The organism is Streptomyces sp. NBC_01451 (assembly GCF_036227485.1).
Classification (GTDB): domain Bacteria; phylum Actinomycetota; class Actinomycetes; order Streptomycetales; family Streptomycetaceae; genus Streptomyces.
Map to the genome: position 1 here is coordinate 9,361,073 of NZ_CP109479.1, position 24,133 is coordinate 9,385,205.

Here is a 24,133-nt window from a genome sequence, read left to right on the forward strand (position 1 = left end):
TGGACCGCGTGCTCACAATAGCGGCGGCGCATCAATTCTCTGAGTCATTGGCTGTCGGCGTGGGGGCTGTCGCAGGCAGTTCAACAGTGATACGGATCCCGCCGGTTGAGCGCGGGGTGAGGGTGAGTGTTCCGTCGTGCGCGTGGGTGATGGTTTTGACGATTGCCAGGCCGAGTCCGACACCGGCGTGGTCGGCGTGTATGCGCTCGGTACCGCGCTGGAATGGTTCGGTGAAAGTCGAGGCCAACTCTGGAGTGAGCTTCTCGCCGGTGTTCTCGACAGTGAGCACCACAGTCCTGGCGCGGACTCTGCTGTTGACCCACACAGTGCCCTGTCCGGGCAGGTTGTGGACGATCGCGTTGTGCACGAGATTCGTGGTCAGTTGCAGCAGGAGCGCCTGCGATCCGATCGTGGGGGTGATGTCGCCGGAGATCTCGATGGTGACGCCCTGCTTTTCCGCGAGGGGGAGGAGCGATTCGGTGGCCTCCTCCACGAACAGGGACAGGTCGACAGGTTCTCGGTGGAAGGACTTCTGGTTGGCGTGGCTGAGCAGGAGCAGTGCCTCGGTGAGGTTGATCGCTCGGGTGTTGACGGCGTGGAGACGATCGATGACCTCGCCGGTGTCGTACTTCGGATCGGTGCGGGCCACGTCGAGAAGCGCCTTCGAGATCGCCAGCGGGGTGCGCAACTCGTGCGAGGCGTTGGCTGCGAATCTCTGCTGTCCGGCGACGTGTGCTTCGAGCCGTGCGAGCATCGCGTCGAAGGCGTCGGCGAGTTCACGGAACTCGTCCTTGCGGCCTGGCAGCCGGATCCGGTGGGAGAGTGTTCCGTTCGTGGCGAGGCGCGTGGCACCCGTGATGCGGGTCAACGGGGCGAGCATCCGGCCGGCGAGAATCCAGCCCCCCACGAGGCCGAGCACCAGCAGGAATGCCAGCACCGCGGCGGCTCTCGGTGCGAAAACGCGCAGGAGATTGGACCGGATGGGGAAAACACCACCGGCCAGGGAGTCCGTGGAGCCGGGGACGATGAGCGCGCGGTCGGGGACGTAACGCAAGAGGAACACCCACACCGCCGCGAGCAGCAGGATGCCGGCGACCATGAGGAACGCGGCGTAGCTGAGGGTGAGTTTGAGGCGAACGCTCAGCCCAGGTGCCCTATCCACGCTCGCCGCCCTCCTGTCCGGCCGCCGGTCGCGTGTCGATGCGGTAGCCGACACCCGGCACGGTGGCGATGATCCAGGGTTCGCCGAGCCGCTTGCGCAGTGCCGAGACTGTGATGCGCACGGCGTTGGTGAAGGGGTCGGCGTTCTCGTCCCATGCGCGTTCCAGGAGTTCTTCGGCGCTCACGACACCGCCTTCGGTGGCGACCAGGACTTCGAGTACGGCGAACTGCTTCCTGGTGAGCGCCACGTAGCGACCGTCCCGGTAGATCTCTCTGCGGAACGGGTCCAGCCGAAGTCCCGCGATCTCCCGTACGGGCGGTCTGTTGTGGGCACGTCGGCGGTCGAGCGCTCTGAGCCTGAGCGCGAGTTCCCGTAGCTCGAAGGGTTTCGTGAGGTAGTCGTCGGCGCCGAGCCCGAACCCCGAGGCTTTGTCGTCGAGACGGTCGGCCGCGGTGAGCATGAGGATCGGCATGCCGCTGCCCGAGGCGACGATGCGTTCGGCGATCTCGTCACCGGACGGTCCAGGTATGTCCCGGTCGAGGACGGCGATGTCGTAGGCGTTGACGCTCAGCAGTTCCAGAGCCATGTCGCCGTCACCCGCGATGTCGGCCGCGATCGCCTCCAGGCGTAGGCCATCGCGGATGGCCTCTGCCAGATAGGGCTCGTCCTCCACGATCAACACACGCATGCCGTCGATGCTACGAGCCGACGCATATCGTCGGCGTATCGAAAACCACATACGACCTGGCAACACCGTACTTCCTTGACTGAGGGCATGGCCCAAGCCCAATCCTCGGTACGGACAACAACCCGACGGATTCACCGGCCCCTTGCCCGCGGCCCGGTGGTCGTCAGCACAGCGATCACCGGGGCCTCCGGTTACCGGTCACAGAACTCCTCGGCCGCACCACCCTCGAAGCCCTCGTCCCCCTTACCGAATGCTCATCGCGGTGAGCACCCTGGCGTGCCCGGTCTGCCTGGCGAGGCGGCCAATGCCCCAGCCGACGGCGTGACTTGCTCCGACGGCCGGATTCCGGTCGTGGCCCATCGCGATCGAGATCCGATCAGGGCCCTCCACCAGGCATCAACTGATGTCGCGGAGGGCGGAGCCGAGTTCCACTACTTCGATGTGACGACGTGGCCGACTGAGCAAGGCGCCGAGCACGGTGCCCCGTACAGGCCGTGCCAGATCTGGAGAAACCAACCCTGGCACCACGAACTGCACGCCCATGAGACCGATCGCGGTTGTCCGCGCGTGCATGCCGACCCCACCCAGGACCCGAGGACGCGGCAGTGACCGGCAGTGAGGGAGCACGGACGATGGCGCAGGTGGACACGGCGGAGCCCGGGCAGGGCGTCGTCGACGCCCACCGGGGCGGCGGCCCAGATGCCCGGCGTGCGGGCTTTCGCCGGGCGGTCCTCATCGCCTTCCGCCCGGAGCCCTGGAAACGTGGCCTGGTGCTCGCGGCGATGGCGCTGCTGCTGGGCCTGCTCATGCTGCTGCACGCGAAGATCCCGAACCGGATCGGGAACCTCGGCAGCCTTGCTGAGACCCTCCTGCCGTGGTTCGGCCTGCTCATCCCGGTTCTGCTGGCCGGGGCACTGTGGCGGCGATCCGCCTCCGCGACGGTCGCGCTGCTGCTGCCGGCCTTGGTGTGGTTCAACCTCTTCGGCGGGCTGCTCAGCGACAAGTCCCACCCGGGCAGCGACCTCACCGTGGCCAGCCACAACGTCGGCGCCGAAAACCCCGACCCGGTCGGCACCGCCCGCGCCCTGGCCGCCTCCGGCGTGGACGTGCTGGCCCTGGAGGAGATCACCTCGGAGGCGAAGCCGCTGTACGAGAAGGAACTGGCCAAGGCGTACCCGTACCACACGGTGCAGGGCACGGTCGGGCTGTGGAGCAAACTACCGTTGTCTGACACCTGGCCGGTCGACACCAAGATGGACGTCGGGCCGCTCGCTGACACCAAGCCGGTCGCGGTGAGGATGGCCTACACACGGGCGCTGCGCACCACGGTAGCCACGGACCAGGGTCCGCTGGCGGTGTATGTGGCCCACCTGGGGTCCGCACGGGTGAATCCCAGGGCAGGCTTTTGGACAGACTCGCGGGACAGAGGCGCGCAGGCGCTCGCCGAGGCCATCGCCGCCGAGCAGAACGATCGGGTGGTCCTGCTCGGCGACCTGAACGGCACCATGGACGACCGCGCGTTCGCCGACATCACCTCGCAGCTGCGATCGACCCAGGAAGCGGCCGGCAACGGCTTCGGTTTCAGCTGGCCGGCAGGGTTCCCGGTGGTGCGGATCGACCAGATCCTGGTCCGCGGCGTCAAGCCGGAGAGTTCGTGGTCGCTGCCGGCCACCGGCAGTGACCACTTGCCGGTGGCGGCCGGAATCAGCTGGTGAACCAAGTACCGGAAGATTCGGACCCGTCAGGCCCATCGCGACCGGCACGATCGAAGGAGCGTGCAGGGGGCCGATCTCCGGCCGGCTCGTGCGCTGTCCGGACAGCCAGGTTGGTAGGGGGTGGCGTGCGGAGGGCGGTCGCCTCTCGGCGGAGGGCTCCATGGGGCTTCAGCCGAACGATCTTCCCCATGGGCTATGGGTGAGGCCCGGGGACACTGTCCCCTCCGCAGCCACATCCAAATGAACAGCCAACTGGCTCTGCTTGTTCCAGAGTTGATTGCAGGCATCATGTGACCTGGGGCACCTGCCCTCGTGAGGCGAGGTGTCCGCGGTTACGGCCGCGTGTTCGGGCGCATCGCGGTCCGCGGCAGCGATGCACCGTCGTGGTCGAAGGACACCGGACCAGCTCATCGAGGGCCGAGCCCCGGCTGACCTGAACCAGGCTCTCGCCGTCGCCTGCAAGTGGGTGGACGCACACAACACTCCACCCTCCATCCGTCCCGCCGCATGTTGGAGATACCGCGTGAGCAGTCCAACCGCCCCTGCGTACCGAGACAGTCTCGCGGTCTCCAAGGCCAAACAGGTCCTTGCTCTCGGCGTTCTGAGCCGGCTGCCCTCCGGACTGATCCCGTTCTCCGTGCTGATCTCCTTCACTCAGCAGTACGGCATCGGGATCGCCGGGCTGGCTGCTGCCGCCCTGATGCTGGCGATCGCCATCCCCGGCCCAGCCCGTGCACGATGGTGCTCCAGCCGTGGCCCCGTCATGGTTCTGCTCATGGCGCTGTCCAGCATGCTGATGTTCGCCGCCACGGCGGCAGCGATCAGCCTGAGCCGTTGGCAGATACCACTCGCGCTCACCGCGGCGGCAGGCGCGTCGTTCCCGCCGCTCACTCCCAGCCTGCGGGCCGCCTGGGCGCGGTTGATGCCCGACAAGCAGCACCTTCAGAGCATCCACGCCCTGGACTCGACCGTTGAGGAACTGACGTTCATCGTCGCCCCGTTGCTGGGAACTGCCGCCATGGCACTGACCGACGCACGTTGGGTGCTCGCGTCCAGCGCGTTCCTCCTCCTGCCCGCAGCCCTGGGTCTCACCGGCGTGCTGCGTGACTTGCCTGACGCCGAGGTGACAGCGGCTTCTCAGACCGAGAGGGGAACGCGGCGCCGGTCGATCATGCGGACCCGTGACGGCCAGGGCATCACGATTCCCGTCATCGTCCTCGGACTCTGCGGTGGTGGATTGACCGTCATCATCCCGATCGCCTCCGCCGGATACGGCAACGTCATCTCATCCGGATACTCATTCGCCGCGTTCTCACTCGGAGGCCTGGTCGGCGGACTGGCCTACGGCCGCAGGACATGGCACGCATCCCTGCGAGCCCGCTACACCGCCGCCACAGGCGCACTCGTGGCGGGTGCACTTCTGCTGTCCGCACTCTCACAATCACCGCTGACCATCGTGGCCGTCTTCTGCATCGGTCTGCCCATGACCCCGATCTTCGTGATCGCCTACCTCCTCGTCGACGAGCGGATCGACCCCTCACGACATGCAGAAGCCAACGCCTGGCTCGGCTCGGGCTACAACCTGGGATCCGCCGCGGGCTCCGCACTCGCCGGCCAGCTGCTCGCTCTCACCGGACCGCGCCTCGTAGCCGTCGTCCTCGCCGGCGCAGCGCTCATCGCGACCGGCATCGCTCGGCGGTTGCCGGGCAAATCGTCGTCTGTCGACAACGCCGCACCGGAGAGGCGACTGCCTGAGCCTCAGAGCCAAACTCAGTAACATTTCCACAGGTCGGCCACGACACCATCGGGACCCTCGTCCCTGGATAGGGGCCAACTGGGGACAACCGGAGCAGGTCTTGGCGAGGACCAAGACCTATGTCGGCGGCACGCTCTGCTGGACAGCTCAGCCCAGCCCTGGCTCCCTCCAGTGGTGGTCAGTGGGTGAGGCCTTCGACTGAGTGTCCGCGCCTTCGGACGTGGATGGGGCGTAGAGGGCGGTGGTGTCGCGGCGCGGCAGTCAGTCGCAAGCCGCCGGTCAGCATCCCGGGGCTGGGGCGCGGGCCGGGGACGGAGCCCGCTCGGTGGATGAGACCTGGCCACTGGACCTGGTGGGTGAGGAGCGCTGCGAGTCTGACCGTGGGCGTGAGGGGGGGCGCGGTTCGTCGGAAGATTCTCCCGAAGCAGTTCAGCGAGGGGCCGGGCGATCTTGCCTCCTGCCTCGGCGATACCGAACTGGATATTGAAAGTCCGGGTGAGGTCGTCGACAGCGACTTCGAACCGCTGTGCGTACAAGGAGGACGATGCTGCGGCCCGCCAGGCACCACCGCGGTTGACGGGTGCTCGGACAGCGCCTGATCGAAGTCCTGTTGCGCTTCTGCGTGCCGTCCCGCCTCCCCCCGCAGCCGTCCGCGCATCGCCAAGGCGAACTCGTAGGCGTCGTCGAGGGAGATCGCGCGGGCGAGGTAGGAGAGGGCTTCGGTGTCGCGGCCCAGGCCCTGCAGCGCCCAGGCGCGGTAGCGCAAGACAGACATGGCGAAGCTCCGCCACGAATGTGTCAGCCGTGTCGCGTGCCTGCTATTGGTTGGCCGCGAGGAAGTCCTCCAGGATCTCGGTGAACCGCGCCGGCTGTTCCTCGGCTGGGTAGTGGCCGCAGTCGTCGAGGACGACCCCCGTGACGTCGTCGGCCGCCAGCCGCATCGTCTGGGTGGTAGTCGCACCGCTCCACAGCGCGCCGCCGACGGCGAGCACCGGCATCGTCAGCCGGGTCTTGCCGCGCTGCTCGTTCTGCGCGATCGTCTCGTCCAGCGCCCGGTAGTACGCGAAGCTCGCCCGCAGCGCGCGAGGATCCGCGGCGATCGCGTCGACGTAGACGTCGACGGCGTACGCGGGGATCGCGTCCGGGGTGGCTGCCTTCTTGGCGAACTGGTAGCCGAAGAAGAGCCGTTCCCGTCCCCGGACCAGTTCTTCGTTCAGGTCGGTGAGCCTGTTGAAGCCGAACTGCCAGAGTTTCAGGTTGACCGCGGCCGGGCCGAAGAACGGCGGGGATGGCGTGAGACCGGGGATCACTGCTTCGAGGATGGCGAGCCGGCCCACCCGCTCGGGGTGATCGGCGGCGAGGGCGTATCCGGTCCACGTACCGATGTCGTGGCCGACCACGTCGAAGCGGTCGTGCCCGAGCGCGGCCATCAACGCGACCAGGTCGGCGGCCAGCGTGCCGGCGTCGTACCCGTCGTCGGGCTTGTCGGAGAGCCCGGCGCCGCGCGAGTCGACGGCGACGACGGTGTGCTGGCGGGCGAGCGCGGGCATCACTTCCCGCCAGGCGTACCAGGTCTGGGGCCACCCGCTGATCAGCAGCAGTGGCGGGCCGTCCCCGCCGGTGACCGCGTGCAGCCGCAGCCCGTTCACCTCCACGAGCCGGCTGGTGAACAAGTCGAGGAATCCGTCAGGCAGTTGCAGCGAACTCAAGGTCGTCATGCTGGCGACCATACCCATCTTTGAATGATCGGTACAAGATGTGTAGGCTGACGGACATGGCAGGCCGCAAGCAGTTCGACGTGGACGAGGCGCTGCGACGTGCGATGCACGTCTTCTGGCGCTGGGGCTATTCGGAGGCCTCGATCGATCGCCTGACCGAGGGCACGGGCCTGGGCCGGGGCTCGCTCTACGGCACCTTCGGCGACAAGAGCACTCTCTTCCGGAAAAGCCTCCAACGGTACGCGCAGACCTACCACCCGCAGTACGAGCGGGCACTGTCCGGCCCCCACCCGAGCCCGAGCGCCGTTGTGGCCGCCTACCTGCAGGTCGCCCTGAACCGCATCGCCGACCCGACGGTCCCGGACGGCTGCCTGCTCACGGTGTCGGCAACGCAGTTCCCGTCCCTCGACGCGGAGGGCCGGACGATGGTCCGCGCCATGATCGACGGTTTGCGGGCGATGCTGGAGCAGGCGTTGCTGGCGGCGGGGGCCGGTGAGCAGGAGGCGGCAGAGCTGGCGTTGTGCACCCTGGCGACGAACAAGTCCCTGGCGGTGCTGAGCCGCGCCGGCTTCTCGGGCGAAGACCTGGCAACCGTTGCCGCAGCCGCCGCCCGTATCCCCGGGAGACCACAGCCACTACCTTGAAAAGTGCGATGAACACCCAGAGTCTCGGCAGAGTCGTTAGGTGATGCCGAGTGGTGCCCGTGGTCGGGTGCTGTCGCGGGCGTGGCGGAGGTTGGCGGCGGCGACGTTGGTGACTCCGGTGCTGCGGAGTGCGCCGATGGCGGTGTTGCGTAGGGCGGCCATGACTTGTGGTCCGGTGGAGATGTGCCGGCGCCGTGGGCAGTCCGCCGGCGCCGGGGCGCTGTGACATCCGCCGGTGGACATGACAGCGCGGAGATCAGCGATGACGGTGACGCGGGCACGGCTCACCGCGGGTCACATCCGGCTGGAGCAGGGCCACCGGCGTCAACTGGCGACCGCGGTCGGGCCGGTGACCGTTACCCGGTGCGCGCCCCGGGCCTGCCGAACTGCTATCCGGGCGACCAGGTGCTGGGGCTGCCACGCCGACGGCATCGTCGAAGGAGCAGCAGCACGTCATCTGGTGGCCGACCGTCTCGATATCACCGGCAGTCGGTGGAGCGTCCCCGGAGCCGAAGTCGTCCTGATCCTCCGGGCCCTCATCAGCAACAGCGACTTCGCGCAGTACCGGACCTTCCACACCCACGGAGAACGCGAACGCCGCTGCCCCGGCCCGATCAGCACAACTACCAACTCCTGGCCTGACCGACGAACTCAATCCGGAAGAGCCGCACCCGTGCGTATCCGACGGGTGTGGCCCGGGGGCGAATCTCGTCCCCGGGCCACCTGGCCCTCTCGGCTCAAGCGCCACAGACAGCTTGCACCGTGATGCCGCCCCTGGGACGCCCGGTCATCACGACCTGGGCCGTGTGAAGCCCGACCCACGGACGCAAGGCCTGCAAGAACACCGGGCCGGAATCCGTGAGAGAGCCACCGCCTCCCACCGAGTGCAACCTGTGGGAGGGTTTCGAGCAGGAGTAGGTTGCGCCGGATGCGCCTACGACCTTGCCCTCAGCGGTGAAATGGAGACTGCTGCTGGCGCAGATCGCGAACGCCCTCAGCCCCCAGCTCTTGTGGTACCCGTTTACCCGCGCAGTGGCCCGGGAGATATCCCGGGGTCCAGATGCGCGAGACAGTTGCAAGCCCACTCGGCCGTACCCATCCACCGAGGGCAGACCGATGGCGGCACCGGTGCCCACCACACGCTTACCGCTGGGGCAGACGGCCACAACACTTTTGAACGTGGCGGGGCTCTGGCTGCTCGGCGCGCCGGCAACGATCTGCCAACCTTGGCCGTACCTCTTGGCCGCGCACAGTGCGTAGGCCGTGAGACTCCACTTCCCTGTAAACGCCCTGGGTGCAGTGGCCGCGACCGAGAACCTGTCTCGGGCGAGATCGATCGGCTGCAATCGACGCAACATGACTGCGTTCGCCGGGCCGTCGTCGGCGAACCCCCCTCCGCCGACGACCTGCTCGCCCCTGGTGCACTCGGCGCGTTCGTACTTGATCTGACCTGGTGAACTCACGGTTGTTTTCGTCACCAGCCGTAGCCCGGGCAGCGCATCGGCTGGCGCAGCAAGGTCAACCTGTGCTGCACCGAGTACGCACAGGAACACAACCACTGCCGCCTGCGCACGACGACGCCTCACCCAACTCATACAGTGCAGAAATAACATTCTCGCTGACGCCCCCTTCGCTAATCTGTGACGGAACGCGGCTGTACGCGTGGTCACATTCGGTCCTGCGAGCAAGTGCTCATCCCCACCGTTTCCGAACCAGCCCACCCGGGCTATTCGCGTTTTGGCGAATCCTGCAGAGGAGATCGTTCACCGTCACAGGCCACCGGCTCGACGAGAAGGTGAGTGATGAGCCGACATGTGCTTACCGAGCTCCGTATGCGGGCGATGCTCGATGTGATCGACGAGGCGCGACGCGAGGACTCCGACGACGTCCCCCCGCAGGCTCTCCTGCGCGGACTGCATCAGCTGGTCCCCTGCGATGTGGCCGTTTTCTCCGAACTCGATCTGCCCACCCGACGGCATCTGGCGTCCCAGGAATCGGGCACGCCCTACAGCAACTACGACCACGGACCTGAGGCGTATTGGCAGTGGCGTCACCAGTACCCGACGTGCCTTCAGGTGGAGCGGCATCACGGAGACACCTCCGTGGTCCAGCTCACGGATTTCATGAGCTTCCGTGAGCTGCGCAACCTGGGCATCTACAGCGAGTACTTCTGCCCGATCAAAACGGAGATGATCGCAGCACTGCCGACCGCGCCGGGACGCACTCGAGTCTTCATGTTCCTGCGCGAACAAGCCCGCCCGTTCAGTGAGTTGGAGCGGCTGACCCTGGAACTCCTGCGTCCCCACCTCTACGCCGTCTATCTGGAAGCAGCACGTCGACAACGCCAGCCCGTACGCCTGACACCTCGCGAACTGGAAGTGATGCGTGCCATTGCCAACGGCTTGAGTACCGACGCGATCGCTCGCCAACTCGTGGTCACATCGCACACAGTCCGCAAACATCTGGAAAACACCTTCCGCAAACTGGGGGTCTCCAGTCGCACGGAGGCGATCGCCAGATTGTTTCCCACTGCCCAGTGAAGATCACCCGCCGATCGATTACCTCCAACCACGACACCATGCCGCCTCCGAGACCACGTCCCAGAAAAACTGTTGCGGGTCAGGACGTCGGTGACGGCGCATAGTGGTGGGCGAGATCGGTGGCGAGGTCGCGGAGGTGAGCCCTGGCCTCGGTGGGGCCGTGCACAGTGATGGCGCTCCCGAACGGCAGCAGTGCTCGCACGTCCTCCAGATGCAGAAAGCGGATCGTCACCCTGCGGCCGGTAGCGGATTCCTCATGGTCGTCCAGGACGAGTCGTAGGCCGAAGATGCGTTGCGCTCGCTCGATCTGGGTCTGGTCGATGGTGGCGCTGACCTCTATCGCATGGTTGTGCTCCCACTGCTCAATGAGCGCTGCAGCGACGGTGGCCAGGGTCTGGCTCTCGCGGATCCGTCGTGGCTGGTCGACTTCCTTCCACGTCGTGATCCGTTCGAGTCGGTACATCCGCGGTACTCGGGCACGGTCGGCGACGAGATACCAGATGCCGGCCTTGGCCAACAGCCCATAGGGATCCACGACCAGGTCGCCTGGGGATGACTCGCGTGGGCTGTCGTACTCGATCCGTAGCCGACGGCCTCGCCGCACTGGGCCGATCAGCGAAGCCGGAGTCGTGCCGGAAGCTCGTGCCTGACGCCAGGGACGGCTGTCCACGTGCACTACGTCGGTGAGCGGCAGGAGCTCATGAACTCGACGCGGCTGTGCAGCGGCGATCTTGGAGAGCGCGCGCCGGCCGTCGGCCGATCCGTCGAGCTCCGCACGTTGTTTCTCGTCCAGCCCGGTGAGTGACAGGTGATCACGCTCGCTCGGTGTGAGTCGCGTGAGGTCGAGCCCGGACCCGGGCAGCATGGTCACGCCTCCGAGGCGGCCCCGGTGTGCGGTCACCGGCAGGCCGGCGTCGCGGAGCCAGTTCAGGTCTCTGGTGATGGTTCGAAGGGACACCCCGAGCGCTGAGGCAAGTTCCTGGGTGGTCACGGCATCCCTCGACTCGAGGAGCAGCATCAGGGCGAAGAAGCGATCTGGAGTCACCCACCAATTTTTTCAGGAATTGCGACACGATGCGGCGCATATCCTGGTGAGGCTGGTGGATGCGTACCTACCACCTGCGAGAAGGAACTTCCCACATGACCACATCCGTCGTGTCCATCATCTACGTGAACGACGCTCCCGCCGCAGCTCGTTTCTACGGCGACCTCCTCGGGATGAGCCCCTCGTTCGAGACGTCGGGATACATCACCTTCGACCTCGGGCCAGGCGCTGACCTCGGTCTTTGGTCTGGCCAGTTCGAGGACCTGTCACCGGACGTCCGGCGCACCGGTGAGGTGTGCCTGGCCGTCGACGGTGGACCCGACGAGGTCAACGCGACCTTTGAGCAGTGGAATTCCAAGGGGGTCGCGATCCTGCGCGAGCCTCATGATGCGGGGTTCGGGCTGACCTTCCTCGCAGCCGATCCTGACGGGAACCGTATCCGCGTCGCACCGCGGGGCTGAAAGGCCGAAATGCGGCAGGCGCGCACGATAGGTGTCGCGCCTGCCGCGGTCTGACTTCGCCAGGACGTCGAGTGCTCCACCTTGGCCAACCGCCAGCCGACACCTGCCCCGGCTCCGCCTCGACGAACGCCGCTTCATCGACCCGGGCGGTGCGAACAACCGGAAGCCGGGGAAGATCACCGCCCGCCGACCCGGACACATGGCCCACCTGGATGTGAAGAAGGCCGGCCTGAAACCCGACAAACCGGACGCGCTACCTGAACGACACAGCCCTCAGGGCCGGTTTCTACCTGCAATCCTCCTCGAATCCAAGGGCCTCACATTCCTCCTCTGTAAGGTTTTCAGCACCTTCGCCTACGAAGCTGGCATAGCATTCGACTTCACTTCGGTGATCGTCTCCCACCACGACGGTGAATATTTTGAGCAGCTTGCCATCATTCACCTGGACATGCAGGCCATTGAAAGGCGGAAATGGCAGGGTGAACGTCTTGCTCAACATCCCACCGTTTACAGAGGTGATAACGCTGACCCGAACAGGAAAGGCTGCCTGCACTGCTCGTGCATCTGCTGAATCATATTCCGCGAACCCGAGTGAAACGCACTTTTTCGCGGTGAACTCGCGTCCGTCATCGTCGGCCGCAAAACATGTCACGCCGCCATCGAGGTCGTCAACCAGCACCTTGTCCACGTTCAGCACCTCGTAGGTGTCGACGCGTACGCCCATGCCAGGGAACGGTGCAAAAGCCAAGTCGAAGTATCGCGCCCACTTCTTTCCTTCTGCCTCCATAATGAGACGCACTCCGATGGATCCTGCCTGGCTGTGGCTTTGCATGTGATCTCCACTCTTGTAGATGCCAACGGTCCTGATCCGGAACACCTTACCCCGCAGTCACTGTTGACTACGGCCGGCCAGGTGTCACTTGATGGCGTCGTACCCCACGGGTCTACGTATTCAAGTTGCGTATTTCTACTGATGTAAAAAATTCCTCGGCGTAGAGCAGCACGGCGAACTACCGGTGGGCCGCTACGAAACGCAGGCCGCCCTCGAAGCCAAGGAAGCTGTCCGGGCCGAGCCCTTCCGCACTCCAGCCTTTTCGCCACCGCTTGAAGAACACCGGCATCTCGCGCTGCTCGGACCACGATGGTCTGCTGCTGCTCACGGGATCTCCCGGGGGGACGAGGCGCGCACTCGCTTCGACGGGTGCACGAAGCATTGCCGGTCTTCGGATCGGGAGAACGCACGTCGCCGTACGACGTGAGGGGGTCTCCTCTCCGCCGTACGGCCGACCCGGTACGGTGCGAAGTCACGAGTCTCTGGCGGCTTCCTGGGCCGCGCGCTCCAGCCGGCTTCGATAGCGCTCCCACCACTCCGGGTCGCCTGGCGCCATGTTCGCGTTGTCCTTGTTCAGCCCCACGGCACCGTCTATGAGCTCCCGGACGATATCGGCGTGCCCGGCGTGCTGGTGCGTCTCGGCAATCATGCGCACCACGGCATGATGCAACGTCACCTCGTTCGCATCACTCGGCCACCACGGCACCTTGCCTGTTGAATCCAGCGCCAGCGCGTCGATCGACGCATCCGCGTGTGCCCACGCTCGACGGTAGAGGCCCACGATGTACTCGCGTGACTCCTCAGCGGTGGCCCACATGTCCGCGTTGTTCTCGGCATCGTCCTCGAGCCAGGGCAACGGCTCGCCGGACGGCCGTCCGAAGGTATCGCCGAGGTAGCCGAATTCCATGCTCGCGACATGCTTCACCAGGCCCAGGAGGTTGGTGCCGGTCGGTGTCAGCGGGCGGCGGATGTCGTACTCCGAGAGCCCTTCGAGCTTCCACAGCAGAGCATCGCGGGCGGACTGCAGGTAGAAGTGAAGGTCAGCCTTGGCGTCCGATGTCATGGGACCAGTCTGCCCCTCATGGGATCCGATTCCGTCACCTCTTCCTACCGCTCGCGGCGGATCAGATCGTCGGCACGAAAGCCGAATCGAACCAGCCCACGTGAGGCCGTGGGAAGCACCTCGAAGTGACGGGGCACCTGCTCTAGAAGCCGAAGGAGTTGTGAGGTTCGGGGTCGGTGCGGAACATCCGGGCCAGCTGCCCGATCGCGCCGTCGGAACGCGGGATGATGTGGCCCGAGTACGCCAGGTCGTGCGCCGACATGCCTCCGAGATAGAGCGAACTGAGCGCCGGTACCGTGATGGTCAGGTCCGCGGCCCGGTCCGTGGCGACACATGTCGCCGTGGCGCCGTCCGAGCGGAGAAGCCATGTCCCGTTGTTCGCCGGGCACATGAGGTCGCCATCGATACTGAAGGCCAACTCGCCGGCCGTGTCGTACGAACGTTGCGTCAGGGCGAGGGGGACGTCGAGAAGGCGTGCCCACAGGTTGTCGGACTGGCGGGTGATGCGCATGGCCCGTGGGCTCGCGAGCATCCACCGCAGTGGTTCGTCGCGCGGGCGGCCGGGCGCCACGATGGTCTTGGTGAGGTCGAAGTCGACCAGCAAGCTCCACAGGGCGCGATAGGCCACCGGGTTCGTCGCCTCCAGTGCCTCAACTACGAGCGTTCCCGCGGTTGCGGCCGTCGTGGACCACGGCAGCCGAAAGTTGGCTATGCCGTCCACACCGCCGTGCTGGTCACGGTGGACGAGATACCGCAGGGGTCCCTTCGTGCCGTTCGTGCCGTCGGACAACCCGTCCCAGCGCCCGGGCAAGGGGGCCAGCTCACCGACACGGGACGCACGCACCTCCGCGTGCACCATGGGCCAGAACTTCTTCGCGTGCGTGGCGTCGACCAGCTCCAGCGAACCCGGATCGGGCACCGCCGGAAGGAGGGCCGCCTCGTGGCGGTCCAGTTCCCACCGCACACGGTAGGTCGCCGGTGAGAAACCGAAACGGCCGTAGATGCTGCCCTCGCTCGCGCTGAGCATCGCCAACGGCTCACCCCGGTCCAAGGCCGCTTCGAACATGGCCTTCATCATCCGCCGCAGGTAACCGCGTCGGCGGTGTGTAGCGATCACCGCGGTTGCGGTCACGCCGGCCATTCTGACCGTACCCCCGCCGGGGACGGTCACATCGAAGGAGATCGTGGCGGACGCACCGACGCACGCACCGTCGGCGAATGTCGCAATCGGATGGAAGGACTCGTCCTCGGCGTCGGCTTCTGCCCACTTCTCAAGTTGCTCGGCGGTTGCCGGAGTGCGCTGCGGCGGCCACGGTTCCGGACCGCCGTGCCACGCGGCTTCGGCCGGCTCCCAGCTCGGCAACCCGTTCGCGTAAGGCAGAGCCAGGTAGTACGCGTTCATCTCATCGCGCCGTGGCGGGCGGACCTGAATAGCCATGCCGGACATTGCATCCGCTGCAATCACCTGCCCACAACCGATTACTTGCTCGTCGAGCTACCGATTCCGACCGCTCGCCACGGCGGTACGGTTACCACTTCCGGTCGCCGACGCGGCCAGGACAACTCCACGCGCCCCTGCTACGGGTGGGGCTTCCCCGGCCGCATCGCCGCTGCTGGTGCCTGATGCGGGGCATGCGCGATCCTGGAGCTCACCATGGCGACGCGGTGAGCCAGGTCGTCGGCAGGGATGTCGACGATCTCGTAGCCGAACGCGCGGTAGCTCTCTTCGTGGATCCTTTCGAAAGCCAGTGATTCCTGGAAACTGATCCGCCGGGCCGTGGTCGGCTCACAGAACCCTAGATTGCGGACGAAGAGCACTTGCCGCTCGTACACCCCTTCCCAGGCGATCCGGTCGAGCTCCGCTTCGAGCGCCCGCGACACCGGCCAGCCCAAGTGGGTGGCGAGGGCGTGGGTGCAGACGGGTGACCGGTCGAACACCCGAACGGAGCCGGTGGCTTCCAACTGCCGCTGTCGCTGCAGCGCGACGATCTCGTCGATGAAGGACGCCCTTGACCATGGCTCGTCCTCGCCCAGGGCCTGCGCTTGTGCGATGACGGCCGTCGCCGCCTCCTCGACAACGCCGTAGCCAAGGTCGCCCAGGCATCGCAGGATTGATGTCTTGCCCGAGCCCGGAGTGCCGGTGAGAACGTAGCGCTGCATGTTCCGAGAAACCTTCCTGCAGGTTGAGACAGGCCCATCGGCCACAGTCCGAGCCTCCGGCGGAGGCGACGAGCCAGCGGAGCCAGGGAGATGAGGATGAAGACGGGGGACGCAGGCGGATTCTCGAACGGCAGAAGTGCCGGAGACGCCTCTGATGCCAGATGCCAAAAGTGTTGTGCGAGGCAACCATGGCCAGAATGCTCAACGTCCTTCGTCGTTCCAGTACATCCCGTCGACCAGAGCCTCGGCAACCCCAACTGAGAGACTGGCAGGATCAGCGGCCGCCTGAGCGGCGGCGTTGAGAGCGCGCTCCCGTTAGGCTCGGAAGAGCACGGCTTTCAGACCGCTGAGAGGTGCCATGGCCGTCACCTACTTGATGCTCGCGCGGCTTCCTGACGGTGGCTTGGGTGACTTCGAAGCCTATGAAAGTGCCGTCCTGCCACTCCTTGCCGAGCACGGAGGGCGTCTTCAGCGGCGGCTGCGTACGCTGGACGATCGGGTCGAGGCCCACCTTGTGACCTTTCCCGACAGTGAGGGTCTCGCCGCGTTCCGGGCGGATCCCCGGCGTTCTGCCGCTGCACCCCTGCTGGAGTCGTCTGGAGCAGTGGTCGAACTGCTCGCGGTGCGCGACGTGCAGTGAGTCTTCGCCATCTTCGAACATGTGGGTCGGAGGCTCTGGCGTGGCGCTCGCTCGGGATGCTCATGCTGATCTCGGGCGGGAGCCTGCGGTCTTGATCATCCGTCATGTCTGCGGTCGAGGTTGTCGCATGTGGGCAATGGACCCCAACTCGGCCAGCCGGGTTGTCAATGTCAAACACCCGCTCGCGGCGGCGCGGTCCGAAGGGCACATCAGCCCCAGCGGCAGTTCCCGGTGCGGAACGCTCTCGCGTACTACAGCCGGCGACAGCGTCCGCGAGAGCCGCAGGCAGCCAGGATTCCGTTGTAGGTAGTGTGCGGAAATGACAAGAAGCGAGCGAATCGCTGACCAGTTGGACTGGTACTGGTACAAGAACCTTCGGCCGCGTCTGGACGGGCTTACCGATGAGGAGTACTTCTGGGAGCCTGTACGTGGCTGCTGGAGCATCCGCCCACGTGGCACATCGGCCGCACCGATGTCAGCAGGTTCGGGGGAGTGGACGCTGGACTCCGCGTCCTCTGACCCGGTGCCGGCGCCGGTGACCACGATTGCCTGGCGGCTGGCGCATGTCATCGTCTCCTGCCTGGGCTATCGGGTCGGATGGTACTTCGGCGGCCAGGACGTCGACTCCCAGACATTCGCCTACGCGGGGACCGCTGACGAGTCGCTGAGACAGCTCGATGAAATGTATGGGAGATGGAACGAGGGGGTCCGCGAGCTCTCGGACGCTGACCTGGAGAATCCGCCCACGGCGGGTCCCGAGCGGTTTCCCGTGGAGAACAGGATCCTGCACGTCAACAGGGAGCTGATCCATCACGGCGCCGAGATTTCCCTGCTGCGCGACCTCTACCGCTGGCAGGACGGAGCCGTACCGCGCTGACAATGACCTGCCGATGGCCGGTGGCTCCTTGGAGGTTCGTCAGGGGACAGGGGGCGCAGCAGGCCGGTCGCGCGGGCGGGATCGGTGCGGAACTTGGTGAGGATCCGCCAGTCCTTGAGATGGGCGAACTCGTGCTCGACCCTTGCGCGTGCGGCGGTGAGTGCCCGGTTCGCTTCCCTGTCCCTGTCCCTGTCCCTGTCCCTGTCGCTGGCGGTGAGCTTGCGGGCGCGGGTGGCCCAAAAGTGGGTGACGGGGTCATCCGGTCGTCGCCCAGGCCGAGGAAGCCGAGATCCGTCAGGGTGCCGAGCCTGTGGCGCGAAGGTGGGACAGGACGCGGTCACGGCGGGTGGCGGTGATGTCGTGAGTGCGGCCGGGGCGAGCCGCGGAGGTCCAGACAACCCGGCCCCGTCCGTCGGTCAGTGCGGTGACGCGGTCACCATCCGCATGCTGATCGACCACATCAGTGGCCTCGCCGCGTACCTTCCGCACGCCTGCCCCTCCCTCAAGGCGTAAGTCGTAGCCCTTCGCCCGGCTCAGGGCGATGCACCCCGCGTGGCCGATACCCGAGGCGGTCCGACCTTCCCACCAGATCTGCCAGCAGCCAGACGATGGCCAGCCACATCTCCGTTCCCTGCAGGCCCGGTTCCGGGCCCGGTCCCGCCGTACCCGGTCCGAATCCGAAGCCCTTGTCGTTCTGCCAGGTCGCCAGGGCGGCGGTGAGCCGGCGTTCGGCCCAGGCCCGGATCTCGTCCGCCCGATAGGTGTCGCCGCCTCCGCCGCTGCCGCCCAACTGCCTGGTGCACAGCCACAACGGGTGCGCGACGTCCAGTACGTTGCAGGCGTTCTCGCGGCCCGCGCCGAAGTAGCGGGTGTCGCGGCTGTGGTCCAGTACCGCGTCGACGACCCGCTCCGGATGCGGGACGGGTATCCCGAACTGTGCGAAGGAACCTCGTGTGAGCCGGTAGTAGCCGTTCACCACCTGCAGGCGGCCGGCGCTGGCCGAAGGGCTGCCCCACATGCCGGTCCAGGGGTCGGCCCGGGTGAGGAGCCAGCCGAACAGGGCTTCGAGTGTGCCCGGAGCAAGATGGGCGGTGGCGGGGTGCCGTAGGTTCCAATGGGCCGCTGTGGCCCAGGAGTCGATCCAGGCACCCGCGCCCCATGCATTGTCCCGCCAGGGCAACTCCTCCAGGCGGGATATGAGTTGACTGGCCGTCATGTCGCTTACCCCTGGGATCGGTTGAGGGAGGGAAGTGCCCAAGAGGTCCAGCGCGTAGCCCACCGACAGGATGTGGTAAAGGGCCGGGCCCTCGCCGATGAAGCCGTCGGCGTCCATGGCGGGTGGCTGCTCGCCGAGTTCGGGTATCAGGCCGGTCGACCGGTCCTGGAGGGACGCCAGACGCTTGATGTGTTCCGTCCTGTCCAACTGCTCGGGAGGGGATGAAAGCAGCAGGTAGGCAATCTCCACGGCGTCGCAGTGTGCCCGCACGGTGGGTGCGGCGCCGGGGCGGTCGGTGTACTGGTCGCCGTCCCAGCAGCGGGCCAGGATGCCGGCGGCCTGGGTACGGGCAGTGTCGGCGAACCGGGCGAGGGCATCGCCGTCACCCCCATCGACGCCGGGGGTGCCAGTCCGGCGGCGGTTCCCCGTCTCACGCCGGTCCCGGATCCGCCGCGCCGGATTTCCCGCCGCAACTGTCCACGCCGGCAGGTCCTTCGTCACCACGGCCCCGGCGCCGATCACGCAGTGGTCGCCGATGGTCACGCCGTCCACGACAACCACATGGGAGCCGATCCAGACGTCGTCGCCGACGGTGATTCCCCGGCTGGTCTGGGGTTGCCGGAAGACCGGCTGGTCGGGGGCCATCGAGTGGTTGAAGCCCAGGAGCGACGTGTGGGCGCCGATACGTACGCCGGTGCCCAGGGAGACGGTGCCTCGGGCCACGGTGAACGGGTTCAGCGTGCAGTCCGTGCCCGTGGTCAGGGTGCCGGTGACGTAGGCGTGAGCGGCGATGTACGAGTCGTCGCCCAGTCGCAGGAGGTCGGGGAAGACCGCCGCCGACTCGGCCACGTAGCAACGCTCGCCCATCTCGCTGTCCCCGCCGAGGGTCTGTTGCCGCTCCCGCTGCGTGGCTCGTTGCTCCTCCGTGGCCTCCTTCTCGAACAGCCAGGGGCAGTGGTCGAAGCGGTCGGACGAGCGTGCGGACGTTTGCTGCCGATGATCCATAAGGACACGCTAGGCAGAGGCGTGGCGTGTGAGGAAGAGGGCCTTCGCCGCCGGATGGCCGCCGACCCGATCGTCGCCTTCGGTTCACGGGAGAGACGGTCGCCTCGACGGGGGCAGGTGAACGGATGGCTTGCCGGGGCCAGTGATTTCTCATGCGGCCTGTCAAGCCGCATGCGCGGTGGGTGGCACGAGTTCGTATGTCCGTCCATCGCGGAGGAGGACCCAGAGGACGTTGACGCGGCGGCGGGCCGGGGCGAGGACGGCCTGGATGTGACGCTTGCCTTCGGCTCGCTTGCGGTCGTGAAACCGGCGGGACTGATCGCAGTGTCGGATGCTGAACAAGGCGGAGATGTAGAAGACCCGTTGGAGTCGGGGGTTGTAGTGCCGCGGCCGGCGAAGAGTGCCGCTGATCTTGCCGGAGTCGCGGGGAGCAGATGCGACGCCACCGAAGGCTCCCGCAGTGGCGCGAGGACGCCGCCTCCGGCGCCCTCAGCGAGGTCTTCGCCTGCGGCACCGCCGCGGGGCACCCCGATCGGCCACGTCAAGACCAGGACGGACGCCTGGATCCACGGCGACGGCACCCCCGGCGAGGTCACCCTGAACCTCCGTGATGCCCTGTTCGGCATCCAGCGGGGCGTCCGGGACGACAAGCACGGCTGGATGCCCCGACTGGGCTGAGCCCCGAGGGCGACTCGGCCCGCAGCTCTTCCAGGGCCCGTCCGGACGAGTTCCGGGCGTGCCCGCTCTGCGTATTCCCTCCCGTCCATGCGGCCGCCCGAACCGGCCGGGCTGCCGTACGGATCCTCCTCGACCGGGAACTGGACGACTCCGCGTTCGACGCCCTGCCAGGGCTGGATCTGACCGGATTCGGCAGGGTATCCCTGCGCTACGACACCACCGAGGCCTGCTGGGTCCCGGTCCCCGCCGACGACAGCCCGGAAGCCGACTGGCCGAGCCGGTCCGGCGGCTCGACGCGATGTCCGCGTATCCCGGGTGGGACGGGTTGCGGACGATTCTCGGCCACGTACGGGTGTTCCCGGGCGAGCCTCTCCTCGCGGACGCGTGACCTTCCGTCCGGGTTGTACGCAACAAGGCCGATTGACCCTGTGGTAGTTGGTGCGTTTGCCTCGAAGGGAGTCCTCGGCGCGGGGCCGGGGGTCATGCGTCAACGGGGAAGACAAGGGGGAACATGTCCAAGGCTTCAGCCATGTCCGGCAGAGCTGTGACCGTGTCCGGCATTTCCTTATCGACGGCGCCGCTGCTCGCGTTCACCGGAACGACCGCCGGTGCCGCGCAGCACGCGCCCCGGACGGAGCGGCTCAGCACCGCCGCCGACGGCACCCAGGGCGACGGCGCCTCCAGTGCGGCCGTCACCACGCCGAACGGCCGCTACAGCGCGTTCCGTTCGCCGGCCACCAACCTGGTGCCCGAGGAGGTCACCTGCCCGGGCACCTACTCCTACATCCGTGAACTGACAACCGGCGAGGTCACCAAGATCGAGCAGGCGCTGAGCACGCCCCGGCTCAGCGCCGACGGACGCTGGGCCGCGTACACCGACCGGGGCTGCCGCAAGATCAACGCCTTTCTGTCCGACCTGAGCACGGGCACCAGAATCCGGGTCGGGGCCCTCGACGGCCGGGACACCGCGTCCTCGCCGACCGTCAGCGAGGACGGTCGCTACATCGCCTACCGGTGGCTCGGGCACCCTGAGTTCCCGACCCGCATCGACCTCTACGACCGTCTGACCGGCACCCGTGAGACCGTCAGCGCGGGCCCGCAGGACTCCAACCGGGACACGGACAGACCGTCGATCAGCGGCGACGGCCGCCGGGTCGGCTACCAGGACAACGGCACCGGTGACGTGTGGGTCGCCGACCGCGTCACCGGCGCGCAGACCGAGGCCGACGACAGCACGCCCTCGACCGTGGTCCAGCTGAGCGCCAACGGCCATGTCCTGGCGCTGGATTCGGCCGACGGCTCCTCTGTACGGGACCTGCGCGCGGGCCGCGTCCGGCACTTCCCCGGCGTCCGCGTCCTGGCCGTCAGCCCGGACGGGCAGCGGCTGTTGACGCGGGACGCGGACGCGAGACTGACCCTGCGCGGCCTGCGCGGCGCACGCGAGCTCCCCGTCGGACACGGCAGCGCCACCGCGGGCTCGGTCTCCGCCCACGGCCGCTCCGCCGTCCACTCCACGGAGGACGCGGACGTCGTCCCCGATGACACCAACGGCCTGTACGACGTCTTCCAGTGGAGGTCACGCTGATGTTCCGCGCCTCAAGAGCCGTGCTCGGCACGGCAGTCGCGATCGCGCTCGCCTGGACGCCGGCGGCCGCCGCACAGGACAGGGGTCACCAGGGGCCCGACGAGCCCCGTACCGTACGGGTGAGCACGGCCGCCGACGACGGTCAGGCCGACGGACCGTCGAGCGGGGCCTCGATCAGCGCCGACGGCCGCCAGGTCGCGTTCACGTCCACCGCGCCGAGCCTCGGCTGCGAGCGCCTCTCGCCGTGCCTGTTCCTGAAGGACCTGACCGACGGCGGCCTGACCAGGATCGACCTCGGCAGCGGCCACACCTACGACGCGCCGCTGTCCAGCGCCGACGGGAGCCGTGTCGCCTTCTCCGCCGGCACCCGCTTCCAGGCTCCTTACCTGTACGACAGCGCCACCGGTCGTTCGGAGCGGCTGTGGCCCGAAGACCCGCCCGGCTCGGCCGAGTTGGGCCGCGCCCAGTCGATCAGCCCCGACGGCACGCACGTCGCGTACACCGTCGGCGGCCGCAACGGAGGGCAGACCGCGCGGCTGCTGTACGTCCGGGACACGGAGACCGGCTCCGAGGAGCTGATCTCGACCGCCGAGGAGGGCGACAAGAGCGGCGCCTCGGTGAGCGGTGACGGCAATCGGGTCGCCTACTCGGTCCGGGGGGACGCCGAGGGCGACGACCCGAACGACGTCTTCGTCAAGGACCGGGCGACGGGCGCGCGCATCCACGTCGACGCGGACCTCGGGGCCGCCCATCTGATCCGGATCACGGCGGACGGCCGCCGGGTTCTCCTCAACGCCAACTACGGGGTGTACGTCCACGACCTGGGCACGGGCACATCGCGACGGGTGGCCGACGGAACCGCCTCCTCGGCCACGGCGGACGGCCGGTACGCCGTCGTCACGGGCGCGGACGGTATGCGGGTGCGTGACCTGCGGACGGGGCTACGAGGGGCCGAACTCCCGTTGACCGCCCAGGTGATGGGTGACTCACTGGCCGCCAAGGGGCGTGTGGTGGCGTTCAGTTCGACGGCGTCCCACCTGGTGCCGGGCGACACCAACCGGCAGTTGGACGTGTTCGCCTTCTCGGGCGGCCTCGGGAAGAACCCGGCCCCGATGCCGTCCGTCACCGAACGGCTCGGCGGACCCGCCGGGGCGTCCCACGACCCGGAGATGGATGAGAGCAAGCTCGTCACCTTCACCTCGGAGGAAGACGTCTTCATCAACGCGCCCCTCCGCGTCGTCCAGGTCAACTCCGACACGGAGAAGCCGTCGTCGCAGAGCACCCCCTGCTCCAACGGACGCATGGTGGGCTACCTGGTCCCGTCCGCCGCCGACGGCGCCCCGGAGATCCACGTCCGCTACCGCGCCACCGGCAACGTCACCGTCCTGGACTCGTACCAGGGCGTCCGCTTCGCCTGGATGGGGCGACCCCGGATCAGCCCCACCTGCCAGGGGGTCACCTACGCGGCGACCCTGCCCGCCACCGACGCCGACCCGGACCCGCAACCCCGCGTCTACCGCTTCAAGTTGGACGGCGGCACCACGGACGTGGTCAGCGCGCCCTCGGGCGGTCCGGCGGGCAACCCGTCCATCGACTACGACGGCCGGTACATCGCCTTCGAGCAGGGCGGCGACGTCTACGTCCGTGACCTGGACACCGGCGACCTGTCGAAGGTCGCGGACGCCGCCTCGGCCCCCTCCCTCAGCGGCCGGACGATCGCCTTCCAGCAGGGCCGGTACGTCTATGTCCGGGACCTCGACACCGGCACCACCACGGCCCGGGTCAGGGGCGCCCAGCCCTCGCTCTCCAGGCACGGCACAGAGTTCGCGTACACCTCGGGCCGTTCCGTGTACCTGCTCGAAATCGCCACGGGGAAGAGGCAGTTGGTCAGCGTCGATCGCTGGGGCGGCCGCAACGACCTCCCGGCCGGGCACCCTTCGATCAACGCCGACGGCACGGTCGTCGCGTTCGAGTCGGCCTCACCCGATCTGGTGGAAGGGGACACGAACGGGGTGACGGACATCTTCCTGCGGACAGTGCGGTAGCAGGCGACAACCACCACGAACAACAGGCAACACCACAACGGGGGACCACCATGCACAACGCCAACCGAGTCTTCGCGCTCGCGCGCACGCCAGTGGTGTTCGGCGGCGAGAACCCGCCGACAGCTGAAACGTACGGCCCGCACACCGCGGCGGTGCCAGCCAGTGGGGGCCCCGGCAAAGGTGGTACGGCCTTCCAGACGGATCGGGTCGAGGGAGAAGGCCCCAGAGAACAGGCAGTCGGTCAGGTTGGTGTCAGTCAGTACCAGGTGCGCAGCATCCACGCCCTGCACCGAGACGCCCCGC

At 67.4% G+C, this 24,133-nt stretch carries 20 protein-coding genes and 2 pseudogenes; 10 read left to right on the forward strand and 12 right to left on the reverse strand.

The features are described 5' to 3' along the window. Positions 1-31 precede the first annotated feature (31 nt). Positions 32-1,162: a sensor histidine kinase gene (locus tag OG595_RS41395; protein ID WP_329281403.1), complete on the reverse strand. Its 1,131-nt coding sequence runs from the start codon at positions 1,160-1,162 to the stop codon at positions 32-34. After that, complete coding sequence (locus tag OG595_RS41400; protein WP_329281404.1) at positions 1,155-1,850, reverse strand: response regulator transcription factor; 696 nt, start codon at positions 1,848-1,850, stop codon at positions 1,155-1,157. Before OG595_RS41400 ends, OG595_RS41395 begins: the two co-directional genes overlap by 8 nt. A 782-nt stretch (positions 1,851-2,632) precedes the next feature. Between OG595_RS41400 and OG595_RS41405 the strand changes: the two genes are divergently transcribed. Beyond that, entirely contained in the window at positions 2,633-3,565 is a 933-nt protein-coding gene (locus OG595_RS41405; RefSeq protein ID WP_329283589.1) for an endonuclease/exonuclease/phosphatase family protein, read from the forward strand. A 523-nt stretch (positions 3,566-4,088) separates the two neighbouring features. Beyond that, positions 4,089-5,342: an MFS transporter gene (locus OG595_RS41410; RefSeq protein WP_329281406.1), complete on the forward strand. Its 1,254-nt coding sequence runs from the start codon at positions 4,089-4,091 to the stop codon at positions 5,340-5,342. Between the two features lie 797 nt (positions 5,343-6,139). Here OG595_RS41410 and OG595_RS41415 read toward each other — a convergent pair. Then, positions 6,140-7,039 (reverse strand): alpha/beta fold hydrolase, encoded by a 900-nt coding sequence (locus OG595_RS41415; RefSeq protein ID WP_329281408.1) that lies wholly within the window; start codon positions 7,037-7,039, stop codon positions 6,140-6,142. 56 nt (positions 7,040-7,095) lie between these two features. Here OG595_RS41415 and OG595_RS41420 point away from each other — a divergent pair, with 56 nt between their 5' ends. After that, positions 7,096-7,683, forward strand: a complete 588-nt coding sequence (locus OG595_RS41420) for a TetR/AcrR family transcriptional regulator (RefSeq protein ID WP_329281410.1) — start codon at positions 7,096-7,098, stop codon at positions 7,681-7,683. A 36-nt stretch (positions 7,684-7,719) separates the two neighbouring features. Here OG595_RS41420 and OG595_RS41425 read toward each other — a convergent pair whose 3' ends face one another. Next, positions 7,720-7,845, reverse strand: a complete 126-nt coding sequence (locus tag OG595_RS41425) for a hypothetical protein (RefSeq protein WP_329281413.1) — start codon at positions 7,843-7,845, stop codon at positions 7,720-7,722. A 1,670-nt stretch (positions 7,846-9,515) separates the two neighbouring features. Between OG595_RS41425 and OG595_RS41430 the strand changes: the two genes are divergently transcribed. Then, positions 9,516-10,223, forward strand: coding sequence for a helix-turn-helix domain-containing protein (locus OG595_RS41430; protein ID WP_329281415.1), 708 nt, complete (start codon positions 9,516-9,518; stop codon positions 10,221-10,223). 79 nt (positions 10,224-10,302) lie between these two features. Here OG595_RS41430 and OG595_RS41435 read toward each other — a convergent pair whose 3' ends face one another. Continuing rightward, positions 10,303-11,268 (reverse strand): helix-turn-helix transcriptional regulator, encoded by a 966-nt coding sequence (locus OG595_RS41435; protein WP_329281417.1) that lies wholly within the window; start codon positions 11,266-11,268, stop codon positions 10,303-10,305. A 95-nt stretch (positions 11,269-11,363) separates the two neighbouring features. Between OG595_RS41435 and OG595_RS41440 the strand changes: the two genes are divergently transcribed. Continuing rightward, the gene (locus tag OG595_RS41440) at positions 11,364-11,729 is read left to right on the forward strand and encodes a VOC family protein (RefSeq protein WP_329281419.1); all 366 of its coding nucleotides are present in this window, start codon (positions 11,364-11,366) and stop codon (positions 11,727-11,729) included. A 286-nt stretch (positions 11,730-12,015) separates the two neighbouring features. Here the strand turns inward: OG595_RS41440 and OG595_RS41450 are convergent, their stop codons facing one another. From OG595_RS41450 to OG595_RS41470, 5 genes are all read right to left on the reverse strand, one after another. Next, positions 12,016-12,561 (reverse strand): hypothetical protein, encoded by a 546-nt coding sequence (locus tag OG595_RS41450; RefSeq protein WP_329283660.1) that lies wholly within the window; start codon positions 12,559-12,561, stop codon positions 12,016-12,018. 178 nt (positions 12,562-12,739) lie between these two features. Beyond that, positions 12,740-12,889, reverse strand: coding sequence for a hypothetical protein (locus tag OG595_RS41455; protein WP_329281421.1), 150 nt, complete (start codon positions 12,887-12,889; stop codon positions 12,740-12,742). Positions 12,890-13,033: 144 nt separating this feature from the next. Further along, positions 13,034-13,624, reverse strand: coding sequence for a DinB family protein (locus OG595_RS41460; protein WP_329281423.1), 591 nt, complete (start codon positions 13,622-13,624; stop codon positions 13,034-13,036). Positions 13,625-13,766: 142 nt separating this feature from the next. After that, positions 13,767-15,062 carry a GNAT family N-acetyltransferase gene (locus tag OG595_RS41465; RefSeq protein ID WP_329281425.1) on the reverse strand — a complete coding sequence of 432 codons (1,296 nt, stop codon included), beginning with the start codon at positions 15,060-15,062 and terminating at the stop codon, positions 13,767-13,769. A 140-nt stretch (positions 15,063-15,202) separates the two neighbouring features. Continuing rightward, a complete protein-coding gene (locus OG595_RS41470; protein ID WP_329281428.1) occupies positions 15,203-15,784 on the reverse strand; it encodes an AAA family ATPase in 582 nt (193 codons plus the stop codon). Between the two features lie 358 nt (positions 15,785-16,142). On the opposite strand from OG595_RS41470, the gene OG595_RS41475 reads away from it, so the two are divergent. Together OG595_RS41475 and OG595_RS41480 are read left to right on the forward strand one after the other, a co-directional pair. Then, entirely contained in the window at positions 16,143-16,424 is a 282-nt protein-coding gene (locus tag OG595_RS41475; RefSeq protein WP_329281430.1) for a hypothetical protein, read from the forward strand. A gap of 319 nt (positions 16,425-16,743) precedes the next feature. Next, positions 16,744-17,301: a DinB family protein gene (locus OG595_RS41480; protein WP_329281432.1), complete on the forward strand. Its 558-nt coding sequence runs from the start codon at positions 16,744-16,746 to the stop codon at positions 17,299-17,301. A gap of 502 nt (positions 17,302-17,803) precedes the next feature. Here the strand turns inward: OG595_RS41480 and OG595_RS41485 are convergent. Both OG595_RS41485 and OG595_RS41490 read right to left on the reverse strand, forming a co-directional pair. Further along, complete coding sequence (locus tag OG595_RS41485) at positions 17,804-19,522, reverse strand: acyltransferase (RefSeq protein WP_329281434.1); 1,719 nt, start codon at positions 19,520-19,522, stop codon at positions 17,804-17,806. A gap of 162 nt (positions 19,523-19,684) precedes the next feature. Next, a pseudogene (locus OG595_RS41490) lies at positions 19,685-19,975 on the reverse strand (transposase); the annotation flags it as partial. Between OG595_RS41490 and OG595_RS41495 the strand changes: the two are divergent. The 3 genes and pseudogenes from OG595_RS41495 to OG595_RS41505 all read left to right on the forward strand — a co-directional run. After that, positions 19,975-20,200: pseudogene (locus OG595_RS41495) on the forward strand (branched chain amino acid aminotransferase); the annotation flags it as partial. The pseudogenes OG595_RS41490 and OG595_RS41495 overlap by 1 nt on opposite strands. A gap of 529 nt (positions 20,201-20,729) precedes the next feature. Next, positions 20,730-21,785 carry a protein TolB gene (locus tag OG595_RS41500; RefSeq protein ID WP_329281436.1) on the forward strand — a complete coding sequence of 352 codons (1,056 nt, stop codon included), beginning with the start codon at positions 20,730-20,732 and terminating at the stop codon, positions 21,783-21,785. Further along, complete coding sequence (locus OG595_RS41505) at positions 21,770-23,830, forward strand: TolB family protein (RefSeq protein ID WP_329281438.1); 2,061 nt, start codon at positions 21,770-21,772, stop codon at positions 23,828-23,830. The genes OG595_RS41500 and OG595_RS41505 overlap by 16 nt, the downstream gene beginning before the upstream one ends. Positions 23,831-24,133: the final 303 nt, after the last annotated feature.